18 protein-coding genes are annotated in these 18,586 nt (G+C 71.0%); 11 read left to right on the plus strand and 7 right to left on the minus strand.

Annotation, left to right across the window (positions count from 1 at the left end; genetic code table 11):
- Nucleotides 1–77: 77 nt before the first annotated feature.
- The 3 genes from VFE82_RS08285 to VFE82_RS08295 form a co-directional block, all read right to left on the minus strand.
- The gene (locus VFE82_RS08285) at nt 78–1,346 is read right to left on the minus strand and encodes a URC4/urg3 family protein (protein ID WP_324999782.1); all 1,269 of its coding nucleotides are present in this window, start codon (nt 1,344–1,346) and stop codon (nt 78–80) included.
- On the minus strand, nt 1,343–2,611 hold the full coding sequence (locus tag VFE82_RS08290; RefSeq protein WP_324999783.1) for a GTP cyclohydrolase II: 1,269 nt from the start codon (nt 2,609–2,611) through the stop codon (nt 1,343–1,345). Before VFE82_RS08290 ends, VFE82_RS08285 begins: the two co-directional genes overlap by 4 nt.
- Nucleotides 2,612–2,734: 123 nt before the next feature.
- Nucleotides 2,735–4,240 carry a DUF853 domain-containing protein gene (locus VFE82_RS08295; RefSeq protein WP_324999784.1) on the minus strand — a complete coding sequence of 502 codons (1,506 nt, stop codon included), beginning with the start codon at nt 4,238–4,240 and terminating at the stop codon, nt 2,735–2,737.
- A 76-nt stretch (nt 4,241–4,316) separates the two neighbouring features.
- Between VFE82_RS08295 and VFE82_RS08300 the strand changes: the two genes are divergently transcribed.
- From VFE82_RS08300 to rng, 9 genes are all read left to right on the plus strand, one after another.
- Nucleotides 4,317–5,036 carry a YebC/PmpR family DNA-binding transcriptional regulator gene (locus VFE82_RS08300; protein ID WP_324999785.1) on the plus strand — a complete coding sequence of 240 codons (720 nt, stop codon included), beginning with the start codon at nt 4,317–4,319 and terminating at the stop codon, nt 5,034–5,036.
- Nucleotides 5,037–5,041: 5 nt separating this feature from the next.
- Nucleotides 5,042–5,317 carry a hypothetical protein gene (locus VFE82_RS08305; protein WP_324999786.1) on the plus strand — a complete coding sequence of 92 codons (276 nt, stop codon included), beginning with the start codon at nt 5,042–5,044 and terminating at the stop codon, nt 5,315–5,317.
- Nucleotides 5,314–6,594, plus strand: a complete 1,281-nt coding sequence (gene purD, locus VFE82_RS08310; protein WP_324999787.1) for a phosphoribosylamine--glycine ligase — start codon at nt 5,314–5,316, stop codon at nt 6,592–6,594. The genes VFE82_RS08305 and purD overlap by 4 nt, the downstream gene beginning before the upstream one ends.
- A 1-nt stretch (nt 6,595) precedes the next feature.
- Nucleotides 6,596–7,513, plus strand: coding sequence for an oxygen-dependent coproporphyrinogen oxidase (gene hemF, locus VFE82_RS08315; protein ID WP_324999788.1), 918 nt, complete (start codon nt 6,596–6,598; stop codon nt 7,511–7,513).
- An 8-nt stretch (nt 7,514–7,521) separates the two neighbouring features.
- Nucleotides 7,522–8,115, plus strand: a complete 594-nt coding sequence (nadD, locus tag VFE82_RS08320; protein ID WP_324999933.1) for a nicotinate-nucleotide adenylyltransferase — start codon at nt 7,522–7,524, stop codon at nt 8,113–8,115.
- A complete protein-coding gene (rsfS, locus tag VFE82_RS08325) occupies nt 8,115–8,855 on the plus strand; it encodes a ribosome silencing factor (protein ID WP_324999789.1) in 741 nt (246 codons plus the stop codon). The genes nadD and rsfS overlap by 1 nt, the downstream gene beginning before the upstream one ends.
- On the plus strand, nt 8,852–9,319 hold the full coding sequence (rlmH, locus tag VFE82_RS08330; RefSeq protein WP_324999790.1) for a 23S rRNA (pseudouridine(1915)-N(3))-methyltransferase RlmH: 468 nt from the start codon (nt 8,852–8,854) through the stop codon (nt 9,317–9,319). Before rsfS ends, rlmH begins: the two co-directional genes overlap by 4 nt.
- Nucleotides 9,312–9,938 (plus strand): Maf family protein, encoded by a 627-nt coding sequence (locus VFE82_RS08335; protein ID WP_324999791.1) that lies wholly within the window; start codon nt 9,312–9,314, stop codon nt 9,936–9,938. Before rlmH ends, VFE82_RS08335 begins: the two co-directional genes overlap by 8 nt.
- Before the next feature lie 315 nt (nt 9,939–10,253).
- Nucleotides 10,254–11,729: a ribonuclease G gene (gene rng, locus VFE82_RS08340; RefSeq protein ID WP_324999792.1), complete on the plus strand. Its 1,476-nt coding sequence runs from the start codon at nt 10,254–10,256 to the stop codon at nt 11,727–11,729.
- Between the two features lie 3 nt (nt 11,730–11,732).
- Here the strand turns inward: rng and VFE82_RS08345 are convergent, their stop codons facing one another.
- From VFE82_RS08345 to galE, 4 genes are all read right to left on the minus strand, one after another.
- Nucleotides 11,733–12,809, minus strand: a complete 1,077-nt coding sequence (locus VFE82_RS08345; RefSeq protein ID WP_324999793.1) for a glycosyltransferase family 9 protein — start codon at nt 12,807–12,809, stop codon at nt 11,733–11,735.
- Complete coding sequence (locus VFE82_RS08350) at nt 12,806–14,029, minus strand: O-antigen ligase family protein (RefSeq protein ID WP_324999934.1); 1,224 nt, start codon at nt 14,027–14,029, stop codon at nt 12,806–12,808. Before VFE82_RS08350 ends, VFE82_RS08345 begins: the two co-directional genes overlap by 4 nt.
- Nucleotides 14,030–14,153: 124 nt before the next feature.
- A complete protein-coding gene (msbA, locus tag VFE82_RS08355; RefSeq protein WP_414708737.1) occupies nt 14,154–15,884 on the minus strand; it encodes a lipid A export permease/ATP-binding protein MsbA in 1,731 nt (576 codons plus the stop codon).
- Nucleotides 15,881–16,882 (minus strand): UDP-glucose 4-epimerase GalE, encoded by a 1,002-nt coding sequence (galE, locus tag VFE82_RS08360; RefSeq protein ID WP_324999794.1) that lies wholly within the window; start codon nt 16,880–16,882, stop codon nt 15,881–15,883. The genes msbA and galE overlap by 4 nt, the downstream gene beginning before the upstream one ends.
- Before the next feature lie 71 nt (nt 16,883–16,953).
- Between galE and VFE82_RS08365 the strand changes: the two genes are divergently transcribed.
- Both VFE82_RS08365 and VFE82_RS08370 read left to right on the plus strand, forming a co-directional pair.
- Nucleotides 16,954–17,724, plus strand: a complete 771-nt coding sequence (locus tag VFE82_RS08365; RefSeq protein WP_324999795.1) for a glycosyltransferase family 2 protein — start codon at nt 16,954–16,956, stop codon at nt 17,722–17,724.
- Nucleotides 17,721–18,566, plus strand: a complete 846-nt coding sequence (locus VFE82_RS08370; RefSeq protein WP_324999796.1) for a glycosyltransferase — start codon at nt 17,721–17,723, stop codon at nt 18,564–18,566. The genes VFE82_RS08365 and VFE82_RS08370 overlap by 4 nt, the downstream gene beginning before the upstream one ends.
- Nucleotides 18,567–18,586 lie beyond the last annotated feature (20 nt).

Consider the following 18,586-nt stretch of genomic DNA (forward strand, 5'->3'; position numbering starts at 1 on the left):
CGACGGTCCGGCCGGGACCGCGGCCGATGGCGGGCGTCACGGTGCGGGCGTCGCGCATGCAGGCATGCGCGATGCAGTCAGAACACCGTGCCGTCGCTGTGCACCTGCAGCGGCGGCATGCCGTTGCGGTGGCGCTGGGCGAGCTCGCGGCCGGCCGCCCAGGTGCCGCCTTCGAGCACGCAGGCCAGCGGCAGCTGCTCTTCGGTCATCGACAGTTCGCGGCGGACGGCATGCGCCAGTTCGTCCATCAGCGACACGGTCAGCGCGCGCCATTCCACGATGATCTCGTCGCCCGGATGCCAGACCTGGTGCGCGGCATCCGGCTCGCGCAGGCGCAGCACCCCGGTGTCCAGCAGCAGGCCGCCGTTGCGGTACTCGGGCAGCGCCGTGAGCTTGTCGATGCCGCGCAGCTTGACGCCCGACCAGTGGAACGGCTCCAGCAGCGAATAGGTGAGCCACTGGGACAGCTTGTGGAACGGGACCCAGCCGTCCGACGGGCCGTCCGCATGCACCGCGTTGTGGCGCCACACGTCGCCCAGGGCCACGCCGCCGATGCTGTGCCCCATTGGCCAGATGGCCGACATGGACACGAGCACTTGCGACAGGATGTCGTGCGCGTCGACGTCGGCCGAGTGCGCGATCCCGCCCTCGGGCGCGATCATCAGGTCGTAGAGGCCGGCGGGCCGGCCCGGGTCGCCGAACAGCTCGGGTTGCTCGGCCATCACCTCGCCCAGCCGGCGCAGCAGGACGGTGCGGCCGGCCAGGCCCACCATCGGGTTGGCGGGGCCGACCTGCAAGGCCTCGGCGAGGCGGTCGGTGACCAGGCCACGCAGGCCCTGCGCGTCGACCTGTAGCGGGCGCAGCTTGTCGCTGGAGAACATGCCGGCGGTGAAGGCGTGGAAGCTCGCCACCGCCAGGCCCTCGGAGCGGGTGAAGGTCTGTCCGCTGGCGGGCTCGACGTACTTCCAGTCGGCGCCGGCGCCCGCGTCGAGCAGGACGCTGACCACCGTCAGATCGACCATCGCCCGCGCGCGCACGGCCGGGTGCACGTCGCCCAGCAGCTGCTCGAGCTGCTGCTTGCGGTCGATGCCGCCGGCTTCGAAGTGCCGCCAGCGGCTGTGGAAGGGGATGTGCAGCTTCGGATAGCGGCGGCGGGTGGCGGCCGCCACCTCGGCGGCGGCCGGGCGCAGCTGCGCGTCGTCGACGGTGAACCAGGCCGAGTGGCCGATGCGGGCGCGGTCCAGCAGCTGCGCGCAGCGCTCACGCACCGCGATGGTGGTGCGCAGTGCCGATGCCGCGAGCTGGCCCTGGGAGCGCTCGCGCACGAAATCGTTCGATAGGGTCATTCCAGTCCTCGGCCCTTGGTCTTCTTCAGGCGCTGGGAATCGGGCACTTCGCCCGGGGTGAAATAGCCGGCCGCCATCTTCGCGTCCATCTCGACGCGGGCGTCGGCAGGAATCAGCTCGTCAGGGATGTTCACGCGCACGCCGACCTCGATGCCGGAGCCGGTGATCGCGTCGTACTTCATGTTGCTCATCGAGACGAGCCGGTGGATCTTGCGGATGCCCAGCCAGTGCAGCACGTCGGGCATCAGTTCCTGGAAGCGCATGTCCTGCACCCCGGCCACGCACTCCGTGCGGGCGAAGTACTGGTCGGCGGTGTCGCCGCCGACCTGGCGCTTGCGCGCGTTGTAGACCAGGAACTTGGTGACTTCGCCCAGCGCGCGGCCTTCCTTGCGCGAATAGGCGATCAGGCCCACGCCGCCGCGGCCGCCAGCCTCCGTGGGCTGCGCGCCGCGGATGCATTCCTCGATGGCGTGGGTCAGGTAGGGGCGGCAGGTGCAGATGTCGGAGCCGAACACGTCGGAGCCGTTGCACTCGTCGTGCACGCGGGCGGTGAGCTCCACCGAGGGGTCGGCCAGGTCGCGCGGGTCGCCGAAGATGTAGATGGTCTGGCCTCCGATCGGAGGCAGGAACACCTCCAGGTCGCCCCGCGTGACCAACTCGGGGTACATGCCGCCGGTCTCCTCGAACAGCACGCGGCGCAGGTCGGTCTCGCTGCAGCCGAAGCGCCTGGCCACGCCGGGCAGGTACCAGACCGGCTCGATCGCGGCCTTGGTGACCATGGCGGCGCCGTTGGCCAGCAGCAGCTTGCCATCGGGCTGCAGCCGGCCCTTCTGCACCGCCTCGATCACCTCCGGCAGGATGACGTGCGCCTTGGTGACCGCAATGGTCGGGCGGATGTCCATGCCCGCGGCGATGTCGTCGCGGAAGACGTCGGCGACGGTCGCGCCCCAGGGGTCCAGGCTGACGATGCGGCCCGGGTCGCTCCACTGGGGATAGGGGCCGATGGTATCGGTCGGCGAGGTGTTCGTGAGGTCGGCGCGGTGGCCGCGGGAGAGGGCGCCGGCCGCCACCGCCAGCGCGCGGTAGACGCTGTACGAGCCACTGTGCGTGCCGATGACGTTGCGGTGCGCCCGGGAGCTCGTGGTGCCCACGATGGGGCCGCGCTCATCGGGCGTCGCGGCGCCCCAGTGGATGGTCGGTGCGCCGGTGCCGCCGCTGTGCGAAGTGAGGCGGATGTGGCGTGGCGCTGTGGTGTCGGCGGACATGTCGCTCCCCAAGTGGTGAGGTCACTGTAGCGCGGCACGCGCCTCAGCGGGGCGCCGTGAGCGGGACAGTGAAGCGCCGCTGCACGCGCGTGTGGCGCCGGCGCCGCACGCAGCGGGGCGCACTCAGCGCTTGCCGCCGAGCAGGCTGCCGAGCACGCCCCGGATGATCTCGCGACCGACCGTGCTGCCCATGGTGCGCACGGCGGACTTCGCCAGCGTCTCCACCATGCCTTCGCGCCGGCCGCCGCGCGGACCGGTGGACCCGAACAGGATGTCGCCGAGGCCGCCCATCGACGGGCCCGTGGCCTTGTCGGTGGCCCCGCCACCGGCCGAGGAGGTGCCGGCGGGCGCCTGGTCGGCGCGGCCCTTGAGCTTCTCGTAGGCCGACTCGCGGTCGACGGGCTTCTCGTAGGCACCCGCCACCAGCGAGCCGGCCAGCAGCGCCTGGCGCTGGGCGGGGGTGATCGGGCCGATCTGGCTGCCGGGCGGCACCACGTACACCCGCTCGGTGACGCTGGGCCGGCCCTTGGCATCGAGCAGGCTGACCAGTGCCTCGCCGACCGCCAGCTCGGTGATGGCCGTCTCGATGTCCAGCCCGGGCTTCTGGCGCATGGTCTGGGCCGTGGCCTTGACCGCCTTCTGGTCGCGCGGGGTGAAGGCGCGCAGCGCATGCTGCACCCGGTTGCCCAGCTGGGCCAGCACCGAGTCCGGGATGTCCAGCGGGTTCTGCGTCACGAAATACACGCCCACGCCCTTGGAGCGCACCAGCCGCACGACCAGCTCGATGCGTTCGACCAGCACCTTGGGTGCCTCATTGAACAGCAGGTGCGCCTCGTCGAAGAAGAAGACCAGCTTGGGCTTGTCGGGATCGCCGATCTCGGGCAGCCGCTCGAACAGCTCGGACAGCATCCACAGCAGGAACGTGGCGTACAGGCGCGGCGACGCCATCAGCTTGTCGGCGGCCAGGATGTTGACGACTCCGCGCCCGTCGACGGTCTGCATCAGGTCGCTGATGTCGAGCATGGGCTCGCCGAAGAAGCGGTCGCCGCCCTGCGATTCGATCTGCAGCAGGCCGCGCTGGATCGCCCCGACACTGGCCGCGCTGATGTTGCCGTACTCGGTGCGGAACTGCGCGGCGTTCTCGCCGATGTGCTGCAGCATCGCCCGCAGGTCCTTCAGGTCCAGCACCAGCAGGCCCTGGTCATCCGCAATCTTGAACACCAGGTTGAGCACGCCGGCCTGGGTCTCGTTCAGGTCCAGCATGCGGGCCAGCAGCAGCGGGCCCATGTCGGAGACGGTGGCCCGCACCGGGTGTCCCTGCTCGCCGAACACGTCCCAGAGCGTGGCGGGGCAGGCGAGCGGCTGCGGCGCGGGCAGCCCGCGCTCGCGCACCGCCTCGGCCAGCTTGCCCGAGAGCTGGCCGGCCTGGCTGATGCCCGTGAGGTCGCCCTTGACGTCGGCCATGAAGACCGGCACGCCCAGGCGCGAAAAGCCTTCCGCCAGCGTCTGCAAGGTGACGGTCTTGCCGGTGCCGGTGGCCCCGGTGATCAGCCCGTGCCGGTTGGCGAGCCCGGGCAGCAGGAAGCACTCGGTCGCGCCATTCTTGGCAAGCAGCATGGGGTCGGCCATAGGTCAAAAGTAGAATGCAGGTCCGCATCAATATAGCAATGCAGGCGCATTGCTCGGTGAGACAGAAGGAATCCAAGTGGCCGGACACAGCAAATGGGCGAACATCCAGCACCGCAAGGGGCGGCAGGATGAGAAGCGCGGCAAGATCTGGACGCGGGTGATCCGCGAGATCATGGTCGCGGCGCGCCAGGGCGGCGGTGACCTGAACGCCAATCCGCGGCTGCGCCTGGCGGTGGACAAGGCCAAGGCAGCCAACATGCCCGCCGACACCATCAAGCGCAACATCGACAAGGCCACCGGCAACCTCGAGGGCGTGAACTACGAGGAGATCCGCTACGAGGGCTACGGCATCGGCGGCGCCGCGGTGATCGTCGACACCATGACCGACAACAAGGTGCGCACGGTGGCCGAGGTGCGCCACGTGTTCAGCAAGTACGGCGGCAACCTGGGCACCGAAGGCTCGGTCGCGTTCCAGTTCAAGCACTGCGGTCAGCTCATCCTGGCTCCCGGCACCAGCGAGGACAAGGTGATGGAAGTGGCGCTGGAGGCCGGCGCCGAGGACGTGGTGAGCGACGACGACGGCGCGATCGAGGTGCTGACCGCGCCGGCCGATGTCGGGAAGGTCCGGGAGGCGCTCGAGGCCGCCGGCCTGAAGCCGGAGGTCGCCGAGGTCACCATGCGGCCCGAAAACACGATCGAGCTGGCCGGCGACGACGCCGCCCGCATGCAGAAGCTGCTGGACATGCTGGAGGACCTGGACGACGTCCAGGACGTCTTCCACAACGCGTCGCTCTGAGCGCGATGAGCGACGCCGACCGGCTGGACCGCATCGAGCAGCTCCTGCGCGAAGGCAACGCCCTGCGCGCCCAGGCCGTGGCGTTGCAGCAGGAAGCCCTGCGCACGCAGCAGTCGCTGGTCGAGGAGCAGCGCGCCAATCTCGCGCAGGCCGGCCGCGTGAACGAGCAGGCGCTGGCGCTGCAGCGCCGCGCGCGTGGCATCGTCGTCGCCATCATCCCCATCCTTGTCTTGCTGGTCGGCTACGTGAGCTGGCTGCTGTTCTTCAGGCCCTATCGATGAAAGTACTGGTGATTGGCGGCGGCGGCCGCGAACATGCGCTGGCCTGGAAGCTGGCGCAGTCGCCCAAGCTGCAGGCCGTCTACGTGGCGCCCGGCAACGGCGGCACCGCGCAGGACGGGCGCCTGGAGAACGTGCCCATCACCGACGTGGTGAAGCTGCGCGAGTGGGCGCAGGCCGAGAAGATCGTGCTCACGGTGGTGGGGCCCGAGGCGCCGCTGGCCGCCGGGGTGGTCGACGAGTTCCGCGCCCACGGGCTGCGCGTGTTCGGCCCGACGCGCGCGGCGGCGCAGCTGGAAAGCTCAAAGGCGTTCTCCAAGGACTTCATGCAGCGGCACGGCATCCCCACCGCCGAGTACCAGACCTTCTCCGACCCGGCGCAGGCGCATGCCTATGTCGACCGCAAGGGCGCCCCCATCGTGGTCAAGGCCGACGGCCTGGCCGCCGGCAAGGGCGTGGTGGTGGCCATGACCACCGACGAGGCGCACGAGGCGATCGACTTCATGCTGCTGGACAACCGGCTGGGCGTGAGCCACAACGAGGGCGGCGCGCGGGTCGTGATCGAGGAGTTCCTGCAGGGCGAGGAAGCCAGCTTCATCGTGCTGTGCGACGGCCGCAACGTCACCCCGCTGGCCACCAGCCAGGACCACAAGCGGCTGCTCGACAACGACCAGGGCCCGAACACTGGTGGCATGGGGGCCTATTCGCCGGCCCCGGTGGTCACGCCTGCCGTCCACGCCCGTGCGATGCGCGAGATCATCCTGCCGACGGTGCGCGGGATGGAAAAGGACGGCATCCCGTACACGGGCTTCCTCTATGCCGGCCTCATGGTCGATCCGCGCGGTGCGGTCAAGACGCTGGAATTCAACTGCCGGATGGGCGACCCGGAGACGCAGCCGATCATGATGCGGCTCAAGTCCGACCTGTTCGACGTGCTGATGGCGGCAACGTCGGGCACTCTGGACCAGGTCGAGCTGCAATGGGACCGCCGCACGGCGCTGGGGGTCGTGATGGCGGCGGGCGGCTATCCGCTGAACCCGCGCAAGGGCGACGAGATCACCGGCCTGCCGCGCGCCACCGACGACGCGGTGGTGTTCCATGCGGGCACCACGCTGCAGGACGGCCGCCTGGTCACCTCCGGTGGCCGGGTGCTGTGCGTCACCGCGCTGGCCGACACGGTCAAGGCCGCCCAGCTGCGTGCATACGAGCTGGCCAAGGGCATCCAGTTCGCTGGCGCGCAGTACCGCCGCGACATCGGCCATCGGGCCGTGCGCGGCTGAGATGGCGATGCAGGCCACCGACGCCGTCCGCAGCTACCTGCTCGACCTGCAGGCGCGCATCACGTCGGCCTGCACGGCGATCGATGGCTCCGCCTTCCTCGCCGATCCGTGGCGCAAGGCGCCGGGCGAGCCGCTGCAGGGCGAGGGGATCACCATGATCCTGGAGCAGGGACCGGTGCTCGAGAGGGCCGGCTGCGGCTTCTCGCACGTGACGGGGCCGCGGCTGCCGGCGTCGGCCACCCAGCACCGGCCGGAGCTGTCCGGGGCGCCGTTCGAAGCCATGGGCGTGTCGCTGGTGTTCCATCCGCGCAATCCGTACGCCCCGACCGTGCACATGAACGTGCGCATGATCTCCGCCACGCCGGCCTCCGGCGCGCCGGCATTCTGGTTCGGCGGCGGGATGGACCTGACGCCCTGCTACGGCTTCGAGGAGGATGCGGTGCACTTCCACCGCGTCTGCAAGCAGTCGCTCGAGCCGTTCGGCCCCGACAAGCATCCGCGCTTCAAGCGGTGGTGCGACGAGTACTTCTGCCTGAAGCACCGCGGCGAGCAGCGCGGCATCGGCGGCATCTTCTTCGACGACGTGGCCGAACTCGGCTTCGACGGCGGCTTCGCCCTGATCCGTTCGGTGGGCGATGCCTTCCTCGACGCCTACCTGCCGATCCTGCAGCGCCGCAAGGACATGCCGCACGGCGAGCGCGAGCGGGCCTTCCAGCTGTACCGGCGGGGCCGCTACGTCGAATTCAACCTGGTCTGGGACCGCGGCACGCACTTCGGCCTGCAGTCGGGCGGCCGCACCGAATCGATCCTGCTGTCCATGCCGCCCTTGTGCAGCTGGAGCTACCAGCACCGTCCCGCGCCCGGCACGCCCGAAGCCGAGCTCGACGCCGTGTTCCTGCGACCGCGGGAGTGGGTTTGACCACGGCCATGCGGCTGGGCGTGTTCGGCGGAGCCTTCGACCCGCCGCACCTGGCCCATGTGGCGCTCGCCCGCGCGGCGGTCGGCCAGTTGCGGCTGGACGAACTGCGGGTGTTTCCGACCGGCCAGGCCTGGCACAAGGCCCGCACGCTGACCGACGCGGCGCACCGCCTGGCGATGGCCCGCGAAGCCTTCGCCGGGGTGCCGGGCGCGGTGGTCGACGACCGCGAACTGCGCCGCACCGGCCCCACCTACACCGTCGACACGCTGCGCGAGCTGTGCGCCGAACATCCCGGCGCCCAGCTGCTGCTGGTGATCGGCGCCGACCAGGCCGAAGCCCTGGGCAGCTGGCGCGAGAGCGCGACCATCCTGCAGCTGGCCACCGTCGCGGTGGCGGCCCGTGCACGTCCCGATCCCGATGCGCCTCCCTTCGATGCCAGCAGCCTGCCTGCCGGCCGCTGGGTGGCGGTCGAGCTTCCCTCCATGCCCGTCAGCGCGACGCAGATCCGCGCCCGCGTGGCGGCGCGGCAGGAGATCGGCCATCTGGTCCCCGAAGGCGTCGCACGTTATATTGCCCGCCACAACCTTTACGTCCCGTCCTGATGACCCAAGAAACGAGCGCCAAGAAAGACACCCAACGACTGCAGCGAGCCATCGTCGATGGCCTGGAGGACGTGAAGGCGCAGGACATCCAGGTCTTCAACACCGAGCATCTGTCGCCGCTGTTCGAGCGGGTGATCGTGGCCTCCGGCACCTCCAACCGGCAGACCAAGGCACTGGCTTCCAGCGTGCGCGATGCCGTGCGCGAGGCAGGGTTCCCCAAGCCGCGCATCGAAGGCGAGGACAACGGCGAGTGGATCATCGTCGACTGCGGGGCTGCGGTCGCGCACATCATGCAGCCGGCGATCCGCAACTACTACCACCTCGAAGAGATCTGGGGCGACAAGCCGATCCGCCTGAAGTTCGGTGCGCCCAGGCCCGCGACGGCCGCGCCGGAGCCCGCGCCTGCGAAGAAGGCCGCCGCCAAGACCACCCTCAAGCGCAGCAGCGCGGCCCGGACCGCCGCCCTCGAGGCCGACCGCGCGGCCAAGCCGAAGGCACCTGCCAGGAAGACCGCGGCCAAGGCCTCGGCGAAGACCCCGGCCAAAACTCCGGCCAAGGCGCCGGCCAAGGCACCCGCGAAGGCGCCGGCCAAGAAGGCGGCTGCGCCGACCGCCACCCGGACCGCGGCCAAGACCCCGGCGACATCGGCCGCCAAGTCGACCGCGAAGAGCGCGGCCAAGACGGCCGCCAAGGCACCCGCCCGCAAGGCCCCGGGCAAGTCCGCCGCCCGCAAGTCGTGAAGCTGCTGGTCGTCGCGGTGGGGCAGCGCCTCCCCGACTGGGCGACCACGGCCTGGGACGACTACGCCAAGCGGTTCCCGCCCGAGCTGCGCCTCGAGCTGCGCGCCGTCAAGACCGAACCGCGCGGCTCGCGCACCGTCGAGCAGCTGATGGTCGCGGAGCGGGAGCGCATCGAGGGCGCGATCCCCCGGGGCGCGCGCGTCGTCGCACTCGACGAGCGCGGCACCGCCGTGAGCACCGTCGGCCTCGCGGCCAAGCTGAAGGCCTGGCAACTGGACAGCAGCGACGTGGCGCTGCTCATCGGCGGCCCCGACGGGCTCGATCCGGCCCTGCGCGCGGCCGCCCACGAGCGCATCCGGCTGTCGGACCTCACGCTGCCGCACGCGATGGTGCGGGTGCTGCTCGCCGAGCAGCTGTACCGCGCCTGGTCGATCAACGCCAACCATCCGTACCACCGTGAGTGAACGCGCCGGCAGGCAAGCCGACTTCATCTATCTGGCCTCGCAGAGTCCGCGCCGGCGCCAGCTGCTGGAGCAGCTGGGCGTGCGCCACGAGCTCCTGCTGCCGGACGACGGCGAGGATGCCGAAGCCATCGAGGCCGTGCTGCCCGGCGAGGCGCCTGCGGCGTACGTGCGGCGCGTGACCGACCTCAAGCTGGACCACGCGGTGGCGCGCCTGCGCCGTCGCGGTCTGCCGCCCGCGCCCATCCTGTGTTCGGACACCACCGTGGCGAAGGGGCGTGCGATCTATGGCAAGCCGGCGGATGCACCGGACGCGGCGCGCATGCTGCGCGCGCTGGCCGGAACCACGCACCGCGTGGTGACGGCCGTGGCCGTCCAGCACGGACGGCGTCGCCTGCAGGCGCTGAGCGATTCGCGGGTGAGCTTCGCGCCGATGACCCGCCAGCAGATCGCCGGCTATGTCGCCTCGGGCGAGCCGATGGGCAAGGCCGGTGCGTATGCCGTCCAGGGGCGCGCCGCCGCGTTCATCACGCGCATCGCCGGCTCGTACACCGGCATCATGGGGCTGCCGCTGCACGAGACGGCCACACTGCTGGCCGCGGTCGGCATGCAGCCGGGCTAGGGACGGTCCGTCACGTCGGCCGCCTCCGGCACGATGCCCACCACGCGGCCGCGCCGACGGCGACGGCGACACGGGTTCGCCCGGCGGTCCCGGTGAACCGAGGCGTCTCCCAGAGCGGTGACGTCCGTGACCAGCACGACGATGCGGCCATGCCCAGCATGCGCAGCATGCGCAGGTGCCGCTCGGCGGCGCTGTAACGCCGCCGCTTGCAGAATTCGAGCGCGGGGACGGCGTTCGTTGGCACGGGGAGGCGCGAGGCGCCGTCGAGCGTCGGGCCTGAGGTATCCTGTGCCGGCCGCAACGCGGCCATGGAACATGCAGCAGGACATCCTGATCAACTGGTCGCCCCAGGAAACGCGCGTCGCCATCGTCGAACACGGCGCGGTGCAGGAACTGCACGTGGAACGCACGCTCGAGCGTGGGCTGGTCGGCAACGTCTACCTCGGCAAGGTGGCGCGGGTGCTGCCCGGCATGCAATCGGCCTTCATCGACATCGGGCTGGAGAGGGCCGCCTTCCTGCACGTGGCCGACCTGCACGGCGCGCATCCGGACCCCGCCACCCGCCAGGCCCAGCCCGTCAAGCCGATCGAGAAGCAGGTGTTCGAAGGGCAGCCGCTGCTGGTGCAGGTGATCAAGGACCCGATCGGCACCAAGGGCGCCCGGCTCTCCACGCAGATCAGCATCGCGGGGCGGCTGCTGGTCTTCCTGCCGCAGGACGACCACGTCGGCGTCTCGCAGAAGATTCCCGGCGAGCAGCGCGACGCGCTGCGGTCGCGGCTGCAGAAGCTGGTGGGCACGGCCGACACCGGTGGCGGCGGCGGCTTCATCCTGCGCACCAACGGCGAGGACGCGTCCGACGCGGAACTCGCCGACGACATCGCCTACCTGCGCAAGACCTGGGCGCGCATCCGCGACGCCGCCGTGCGGCTGCCGGCCGGTTCGCTGCTGCACCAGGACCTGAGTCTGCTGCAGCGGGTGCTGCGCGACCTGGTGACCGAAGACACGCAGACCATCCGGATCGACTCGAAGGAGCAGTTCGCCGTGCTGCATGCCTTCGGCCGGGAGTTCATGCCGCAGGCGGTGGAGCGGCTGCAGCTGTACAAGGGCGAGCGCCCGATCTTCGACCTGTTCAACATCGACGAGGAGATCGCCAAAGCGCTGGGCCGCCGGGTCGAGCTCAAGTCGGGCGGCTACCTCATCGTCGACCAGACCGAGGCGCTGACCACCATCGACGTGAACACGGGCGGCTACGTCGGGGCGCGCAACTTCGACGAGACCATCTTCAAGACCAACCTGGAAGCGGCGCACGCGATCGCGCGCCAGTTGCGGTTGCGCAACCTGGGCGGCATCATCATCGTCGACTTCATCGACATGCAGCGCGAAGACCACCGCGACGCGGTGCTGGCCGAGTTCCGCAAGCAGCTCGGGCGCGACCGCGTCAAGACCACGGCTGGCGGCTTCTCGCAGCTGGGGCTGGTCGAGATGACGCGCAAGCGCACCCGGGAATCGCTGGCGCACATGCTGTGCGAGCCCTGCGCCGCCTGCCAGGGCGCGGGGCAGGTGAAGACCGCGCGGTCGGTGGCCTACGACATCCTTCGCGAGATCCTGCGCGAGGCCCGCCAGTTCAACCCGCGCGAGTACCGGGTGGTGGCCTCGCCGCGGGTGGTCGAGTTGTTCCTGGACGAGGAAAGCCAGCACCTGGCCGGCCTGTCCGACTTCATCGGCAAGCCGATCTCGCTGCAGAGCGAAAGCGCGATGGGGCAGGAGCAGTACGACATCGTGCTGCTCTGAAGCTCAGCGCCCCTGCAGCTTCTCCAGCGCCGCCTCCAGCACCCGTTCCGGCGAAATCGCCACCAGGCAGTCGCTGCGGCTTTGCAGATGGTCCTCGCAGCCGGCGCGGCTGCATGGCACGCAGGGCAGGCCGGCCTGCAACAGCGTGACGTTGCCCACCGACTGGATCGTCTCGCGCCGCTGGAAGCGCAGCGGTTCGGCGCCGCCGGCGGGCCACGGCGCCCAGCGCTGCGGATTGGTGGGCCCGAAGATCGCGAGCGTGGGCACCCCGCAGGCGGCCGCCAGGTGCGACACCGAGGTGTCCGGCCCGATGTAGAGGGCCGCGCGCCGCAGCACCGTGGCGAGCTGGCCGAAATCGAGCCGGCCGGACACGTCCAGCAGTTGCGGGGCGGCGCCCAGGTCGCGCAGCGGCGCGATGCACTCCTGGTCGCGCGGTGCACCGCTGCCGGTCAGCACCACCTGACGGCCCCACGACAGCAGGTCGGCCGCGACCACGCGGTAGTTCTCCGGAGCCCACTGCTTGTACGGCCACATCGACGGTGCATGGATCACCACCGCCCCCGGCTGCAGCTGGTGCGCGATGTCCGCGGGCAGCGGCACGTCCTCCGGCGGGACCACCGGCATGCTCCCGGCTGTCGCACCGCGCCAGGGCGACAGCAGGGCCAGCTTCTCAGCGACCACGTGCTCCTGGCCGTCGTCTCCGCCGCTCAGCACCACGTGGTGCAGCAGCGCGCGCTTCCACCAGTTGCTGCCGTGGCTGACGGGCAGCAGGCCGCTGCGCTGGCGCGCGGCAATCCAGCCGAGCAGGTGGGCGCGATCGCCGGGCTGGGTGACGAGCGCCAGGTCGTAGCGCCGCCAGAGCCGGCGCACCAGCCCCCGCAAGCCGCGCCAGCCCAGCCGCGGCGGTGTCTCGATCAACTCGTCGATGTCGCGGTTGCCGCGCAGCATGCCGAGCGTCCCGGCGAAGCCCAGCACGTCGATGTGCGCCTGCGGCCATTGCAACCGCGCCGCGTGCACCAGCGGCGTGGTCAGCAGCACGTCGCCGATCTGGCGCGTGGCAATGACCAGGATGCGCTTCATGCCGGCGGCACCGACTGGCGGGCCAGCAGCCAGGCCATGAGGCCCATGTAGAAGTGGCCCTCCACGAAGTCCATCAGCAGCGAGTTGAACAGGCAGCCGGCCGCGAAGGCGATCACCAGGCCGGTGAGCGCCGGCGACGGCGCGCCGTCCGGCCCTTCCCGCAACAGGGGCGCGCCGAGCCAGGCCAGGAACAGCAGCAGCGCGGGCAGTCCGCCGCCGACCAGGTGCATCAGGTACTCGTCGTGCGGGTTCTCGGCTCGGGCCCAGAACTGGTCGGCCAGGCCCTGCCGCGCCGGGTCGTCGCGGTAGGCGCGGCGCACCGCGTCCTGGTGCATCTCGGCGTAGCGCGTGTAGCCGCCACCCAGCAGCCAGTGCTCCTTGGCGAGGGTGAGGCCGTGCTTGATCAGCTCGGCCCGGATGGCGCTGGAGGTGAACGTCTCGGCGGGTGGATGCCGGAAGGCGTTCAGCGTCTCGCCCATCCGCTTCTGCACCGAGCCGGACATCAGCGCCACGGTGGCCGCCGCCACGGGCAGCAGCACCGCCGCGGCCAGTCGCCAGCGCCGCGGGCTCTGCGTCCACGCAGCGTGGGCGAGCAGGAGCAGGAGCACGACCTGCCCGGTGCGGCCGTCGACGGCGACCAGCACCGTGAGCGCGAGGAACGCCGCGCCGAGCAGCCAGGGCCAGCGGCGTGTGGCCGAGCGGGCCCGTTCCAGCAGGAGGAACGCCATCACCGAGAACTCGAAACCGGCGGCGATCCGCCGCGACAGGAGAACCTGCCCCAGCCGCTCGTGCAGCAGGCCGGCCCAGGTCACGAGGGCGTAGCCCAGGGTCCCCAGCACCAGCCCGCGGAAGAACCAGTCGCGCTGCGGTGCGAGGCGGTACAGGGCGAACAGCACCGGGGCCAGCGCGAGCTCCTTGTACCGCATGAGGACCGTGCGCAGCGCCGACGCCGACCCGGTCAGCAGCAGCGTGTGCAGCAGCACGTAGGCCAGCAGCAGCAGGCCGAAGGCCATCGCGGGTTCCCGCCAGGGACGGCTGCGCCAGACGGCCGGCGCTGCGGCGAGGCCCAGCAGCAGCAGCACGGCGAGCAGGACCGACGTGCCCGCGACCGTGAAGGGCAGCACCAGGCCGAACACGCCGAGCGCGAGGGCCAGGACCTGCTGGTGCCGCGCGGGGAGGGCCGACGGCGACGGCAGGAGAGGCCGCCGCAAGGCGTGCATCGGCGTCACGGGAGTGCCCTCGGTGCCGCGCACCGGCCGTGCCGGCACGGACGCCCGCCCGCGGTGCGACGCAGGGGCGGGCGCCACACCGGGCGGCCGGCGGCGATCGCACGGGGCGCGGCGCTCATGCCTTGCCCTGCTGCAGGGCATGCAGGTGGGCGTACAGCCCCCCACGCGCCAGCAGTTCGCCGTGGCTGCCGGTCTCGGCGACACGGCCGGCCTCCAGCACGACGACCTGGTGCGCATGCTCGATGGTCGACAGCCGGTGCGCGATGACCAGGGTGGTGCGGTTGGCCATCAGCCGCTGCAGCGCCTCCTGGACCAGGCGCTCGGACGCCGCGTCCAGCGCCGAGGTGGCCTCGTCGAGGATCAGGACCGGGGCGTCCTTGTAGAGCGCACGGGCGATCGCGAGCCGCTGCCGCTGCCCGCCGGACAGTTCGGTGGCGTTGTGTCCGGTGACCGTGTCCAGCCCCTGCGGCAGCGTCGCCACGAGGTCGGCGAGGTTGGCGGCGGCCACCACGCGCTCGAGCCGTTCGCGGTTGACCGGTGCGTCCATCGTGATGTTGGCAGCCAGGCTCACGTTGAACATCACCACGTCCTGGCTGACCAGCGCGAACTGGTCGCGCAACGCCTGCAGTTGCCAGTCGGCCACGTCGTGGCCGTCCAGCAGCACCTGGCCGCCGTCCGGGGCGACGAAGCGTGGGAGGAGGTTCGCCAGGGTGGTCTTGCCAGAGCCGGAGGGGCCGACCAGGGCCACCGTGTGGCCGGGCTCCAGCCGCAGGCTCACCCGGTCGAGCGCCGGGGCGGCGTCGCCGCGGTAGCGCACGCTGACGTTGCGCAGCTCGATCAGGCCCCGGGCCCGGCCCGGCGCGTACTGCCCGCCGGACTCGGCTGGCGTGTGCTCGATCAGATCGATCGCGCGCTGCACCGCCGCCAGGCCGCGGGCGATCGGGCTGGCGGCTTCGGACAGCCGCTTGATCGGCGCGATCAGCATCAGCATGGCGGTGATGAAGGCGGCGAAGGTGCCGACCGTGATGCCGCTGCGGCTCTGCCAGAGCGCAATGACGATGACGGCCGACAGCGCGGCCGCGGCGAGCATGTGGGTCAGCGGCGTGATCGCCGCGGAGGCCACCGCCGATTTCATCGCGAGGCGGCGCAGCCCGCCCGACAGCCCGGCGAAGCGTGCGGCCTGGGCCGGCTGCGAGCCGTGCAGGCGCACCACGCGGGCGGCCAGCACGTTCTCCTCGACGACATAGGCCAGGTCGTTGGTGGCGGCCTGGGTGCTGCGGGCGATCCGGTAGAGGCGGCGCGAGAGCGTGCGCATGATCCAGGCGACGCCCGGCACGATGGCGAACACGATCAGCGTCAGCTGCCAGTTGAGGTACACCAGGTACACCAGCAGCGCCAGCAGCGCGATGCTGTCCTTGACCAGCGCCATCACGGAATTGACCAGCAACTGGGCGCCGTTCTGCACTTCGAACACCACCGTGTTCGACAGTGCCGTGGCGTTCTGCTGGGCGAACAGCGACAGCCGCGCGTCCAGCAGGCGCGAGAACATGGCCTGCCGCAGCGCCAGCAGGCCGTCCTGCGTGATGCGCGCCAGTGCCAGGTCGGCGATGAAGCCGGCTGCGCCGCGCACCGCGAACAGCAGCAGCAGGCTGGCCGGCACCATCCACAGCTCGATGCCGCCGGGCTTGAAGCCGCGGTCCAGCAGCGGCTTCATCAGGGCGGGCACGAGCGGCTCGAGTGCCGACGAGACCACCGTTGCCAGGGCGGCCACGGCCCAGTAGCGGCGGCTCGCGCCACCGAAATAGGGTGCGAGCCAGCGGACTGCCCGGAAGTCGATGCCCTTCACGCCGCCTGCAGCACCTGGTGGAGCTTGCGCTCCCACTGCCAGGCGTGGGCGATGATGGTGTCCAGGTCTTCGTACTGCGGCGTCCAGCCCAGCTCGGCCCTCGCCCTGGCGGCGTCCGCCACCAGGGCCGGCGGGTCGCCCGCGCGCGGCGGATCGTCGCGCACCGGGATCGGATGGCCCGTGACGCGGCGCGCCGCGTCGATCACTTCGTTGACCGAGTGGCCGCGGCCGTTGCCCAGGTTGTAGACCGTGGTGGCGGCGCCGGCCTGCAGCTTGCGCAGCGCGGCCAGGTGCGCCGCGCACAGGTCCTGCACGTGGATGTAGTCGCGCAGGCACGAGCCGTCGGGGGTGGCGTGCTGGCTGCCGAAGCGCGAGATGAACTCGCGCCGGCCGGAAGCGACCTGCAGCACCAGCGGGATCAGGTGGGTTTCGGGCTCGTGCCGCTCGCCGATGCTGCCGTCCGGATGCGCACCGGCCGCGTTGAAGTAGCGCAGCGAGATCGAGCGCAGGCCATGGGCGACGTCGTAGTCCTGCAGCGCGTACTCGACCGCCAGCTTGCTGTGCCCGTAGGGATTGATGGGGCGGGTCGGGTGGTCTTCCGGGATCGGCACCTTCACGGGATTGCCGTAGGTCGCCGCTGTCGAGGAGAAGATGAACTGCGTGATGCCATGCTCGAGCATGGTGTCCAGCAGGTTCAGCGTCTGGACGAGGTTGTTGCGCCAGTACTTGCCCGGCTTGGTCATGGACTCGCCGACCAGGCTGGAGGCCGCGAAGTGCATGACGCACTGGGGCTGGAACTCGCGGAACACGGCGCCCATGAACTCGCGGTCGCCGATGTCTCCGACCTTCAGGATGTCCTGCGTGGCGGCCTCGCGGTGGCCCGTGGCCAGGTTGTCCACGACGATCGGGCGGAAGCCGCTCTCGCGCAGCATCCGCACCATGTGCGAGCCGATGTAGCCCGCGCCGCCCGCGACCACGACAGTGGGAATCTGGTTCATGGATGAGGGTGTGATAATGCCCGTTGCAGGAAGGGAGAGATTATGCCGTGGGGCCTGCCTTCCTTGTGCCCATGCCCAGCCTGTCCATCGTCATCGTCGCCAAGAACGAAGCCCAGAACATCGCCGACTGCGTGCGCTCGGCGCGCTTCGCCGACGAGGTCGTCGTGCTCGACTCGGGCAGCACCGACGGCACGGCCGACCTGGCACGCGCAGAAGGCGCCCGCGTCATCGTCACCGCCGACTGGCCGGGCTACGGGCCGCAGAACAACCGCGGCATCGACGCTTCCACCGGCGACTGGTTCTTCTCGCTCGATGCCGACGAGCGCATCACCCCGGCGCTGGCCGCCGAGATCCGGCAGGCGATCGAGCGCACCGACGTGAACGGCTTCCGGGTGCCGCGCCTGTCGATGTACTGCGGGCGCTTCATGCGGCACGGCGGCTGGCGTCCCGACTACACGCGCCGCCTGGCGCGCCGCGGGCAGGGGCGCTTCACCGAGCACTTCCTGCACGCCAACCTGCAGGTGCAGGGACCGGTGGGCACGCTGCGCGAATCGATCGTGCACTACAGCTTCCGCACCATGGACGGCGTGCTCGAGAAACTCAATCGCTACTCCAGCGCGAGCGCGCGCGACATGACCACCGCCGGCCGCAAGGGTTCGCTCGGCAAGGCCGTGGTGCATGGCCTGTGGGCGTTCTTCCGCACCTACGTGCTGCGCCTGGGTTTCCTGGACGGCCGCTGGGGGTTCATGCTGGCGGTGTCCAACGCCGAAGGCACGTACTACCGCTACGTGAAGCTGTGGCTGATGCAGCGCGGGGACGCGCAGGAGATCCCCCGCCCATGAGGACGGCCTTCGTCGTCCTCACCTACAACCGCTCCGACGCCCTGCTGGCGGTGCTGCGCGCGCTCGCGCCGCAGTGCGGTGGCGACGACGTGGTGGTGGTGGCCGACGACGGCTCGCGGCCGGAGCACATCCAGGCGCTGCGCGACGGGCTGCCGCGGTTCGCCTGCCCGGTGCGCCATGTCTGGCACCCGGACGTCGGATTCACCGCGGCGCGCTCGCGCAACCTCGGCGCGCTGCACGCCGGTGGCGACTACGTGGTCTTCCTCGACGGCGACTGCGTGCCGAATGCCCGGTTCGTGCAGCGCCACCGGCAGCTGGCCCAGGCCGGCTGCTTCGTCAACGGCAGCCGCGTGCTGCTGGACGAGGCGCTCACGCGCCGGGTGGCGGCGGGCGAACTGGACCTGCTGGCCCTCGGGCCCGCCGGCTGGCTGCGCCTGCGGGCCACCGGGCACATCAACAAGCTGGCGCACCTGCTGCAGTGGCCGGGCGCGCCCGGCCGGCTGCAGCGTGCCTTCCGATGGAAAGGCATCCGCAGCGCCAACTTCGGCACGTGGATGCGCGACTTCGAGGCCGTCAACGGCTTCGACGAGAGCTTCCACGGCTGGGGCCACGAGGATGCCGACCTGGTGCTGCGGCTGCACCATGCCGGCCTGATGCGCAAGAATGGCTATCTGGCCACCGAGGTGTTCCACCTCTGGCACCCCGAGAACAGCCGGGCCCGCGAATCGGACAACCGCCGTCGCGTGGAAGAACGGATGGCCGGGCGCGTGACGCGCGCCGCGGTCGGCCTGGCGGAGATTGCGCGCGGTCCGGCCGCGCAGATCACTGAACTCAATCGCTGAATGGAGACACTAACGCCCAT

The organism is Ramlibacter sp., assembly GCF_035655895.1.
In the GTDB taxonomy this organism is placed as follows: Bacteria; Pseudomonadota; Gammaproteobacteria; order Burkholderiales; family Burkholderiaceae_C; genus Ramlibacter.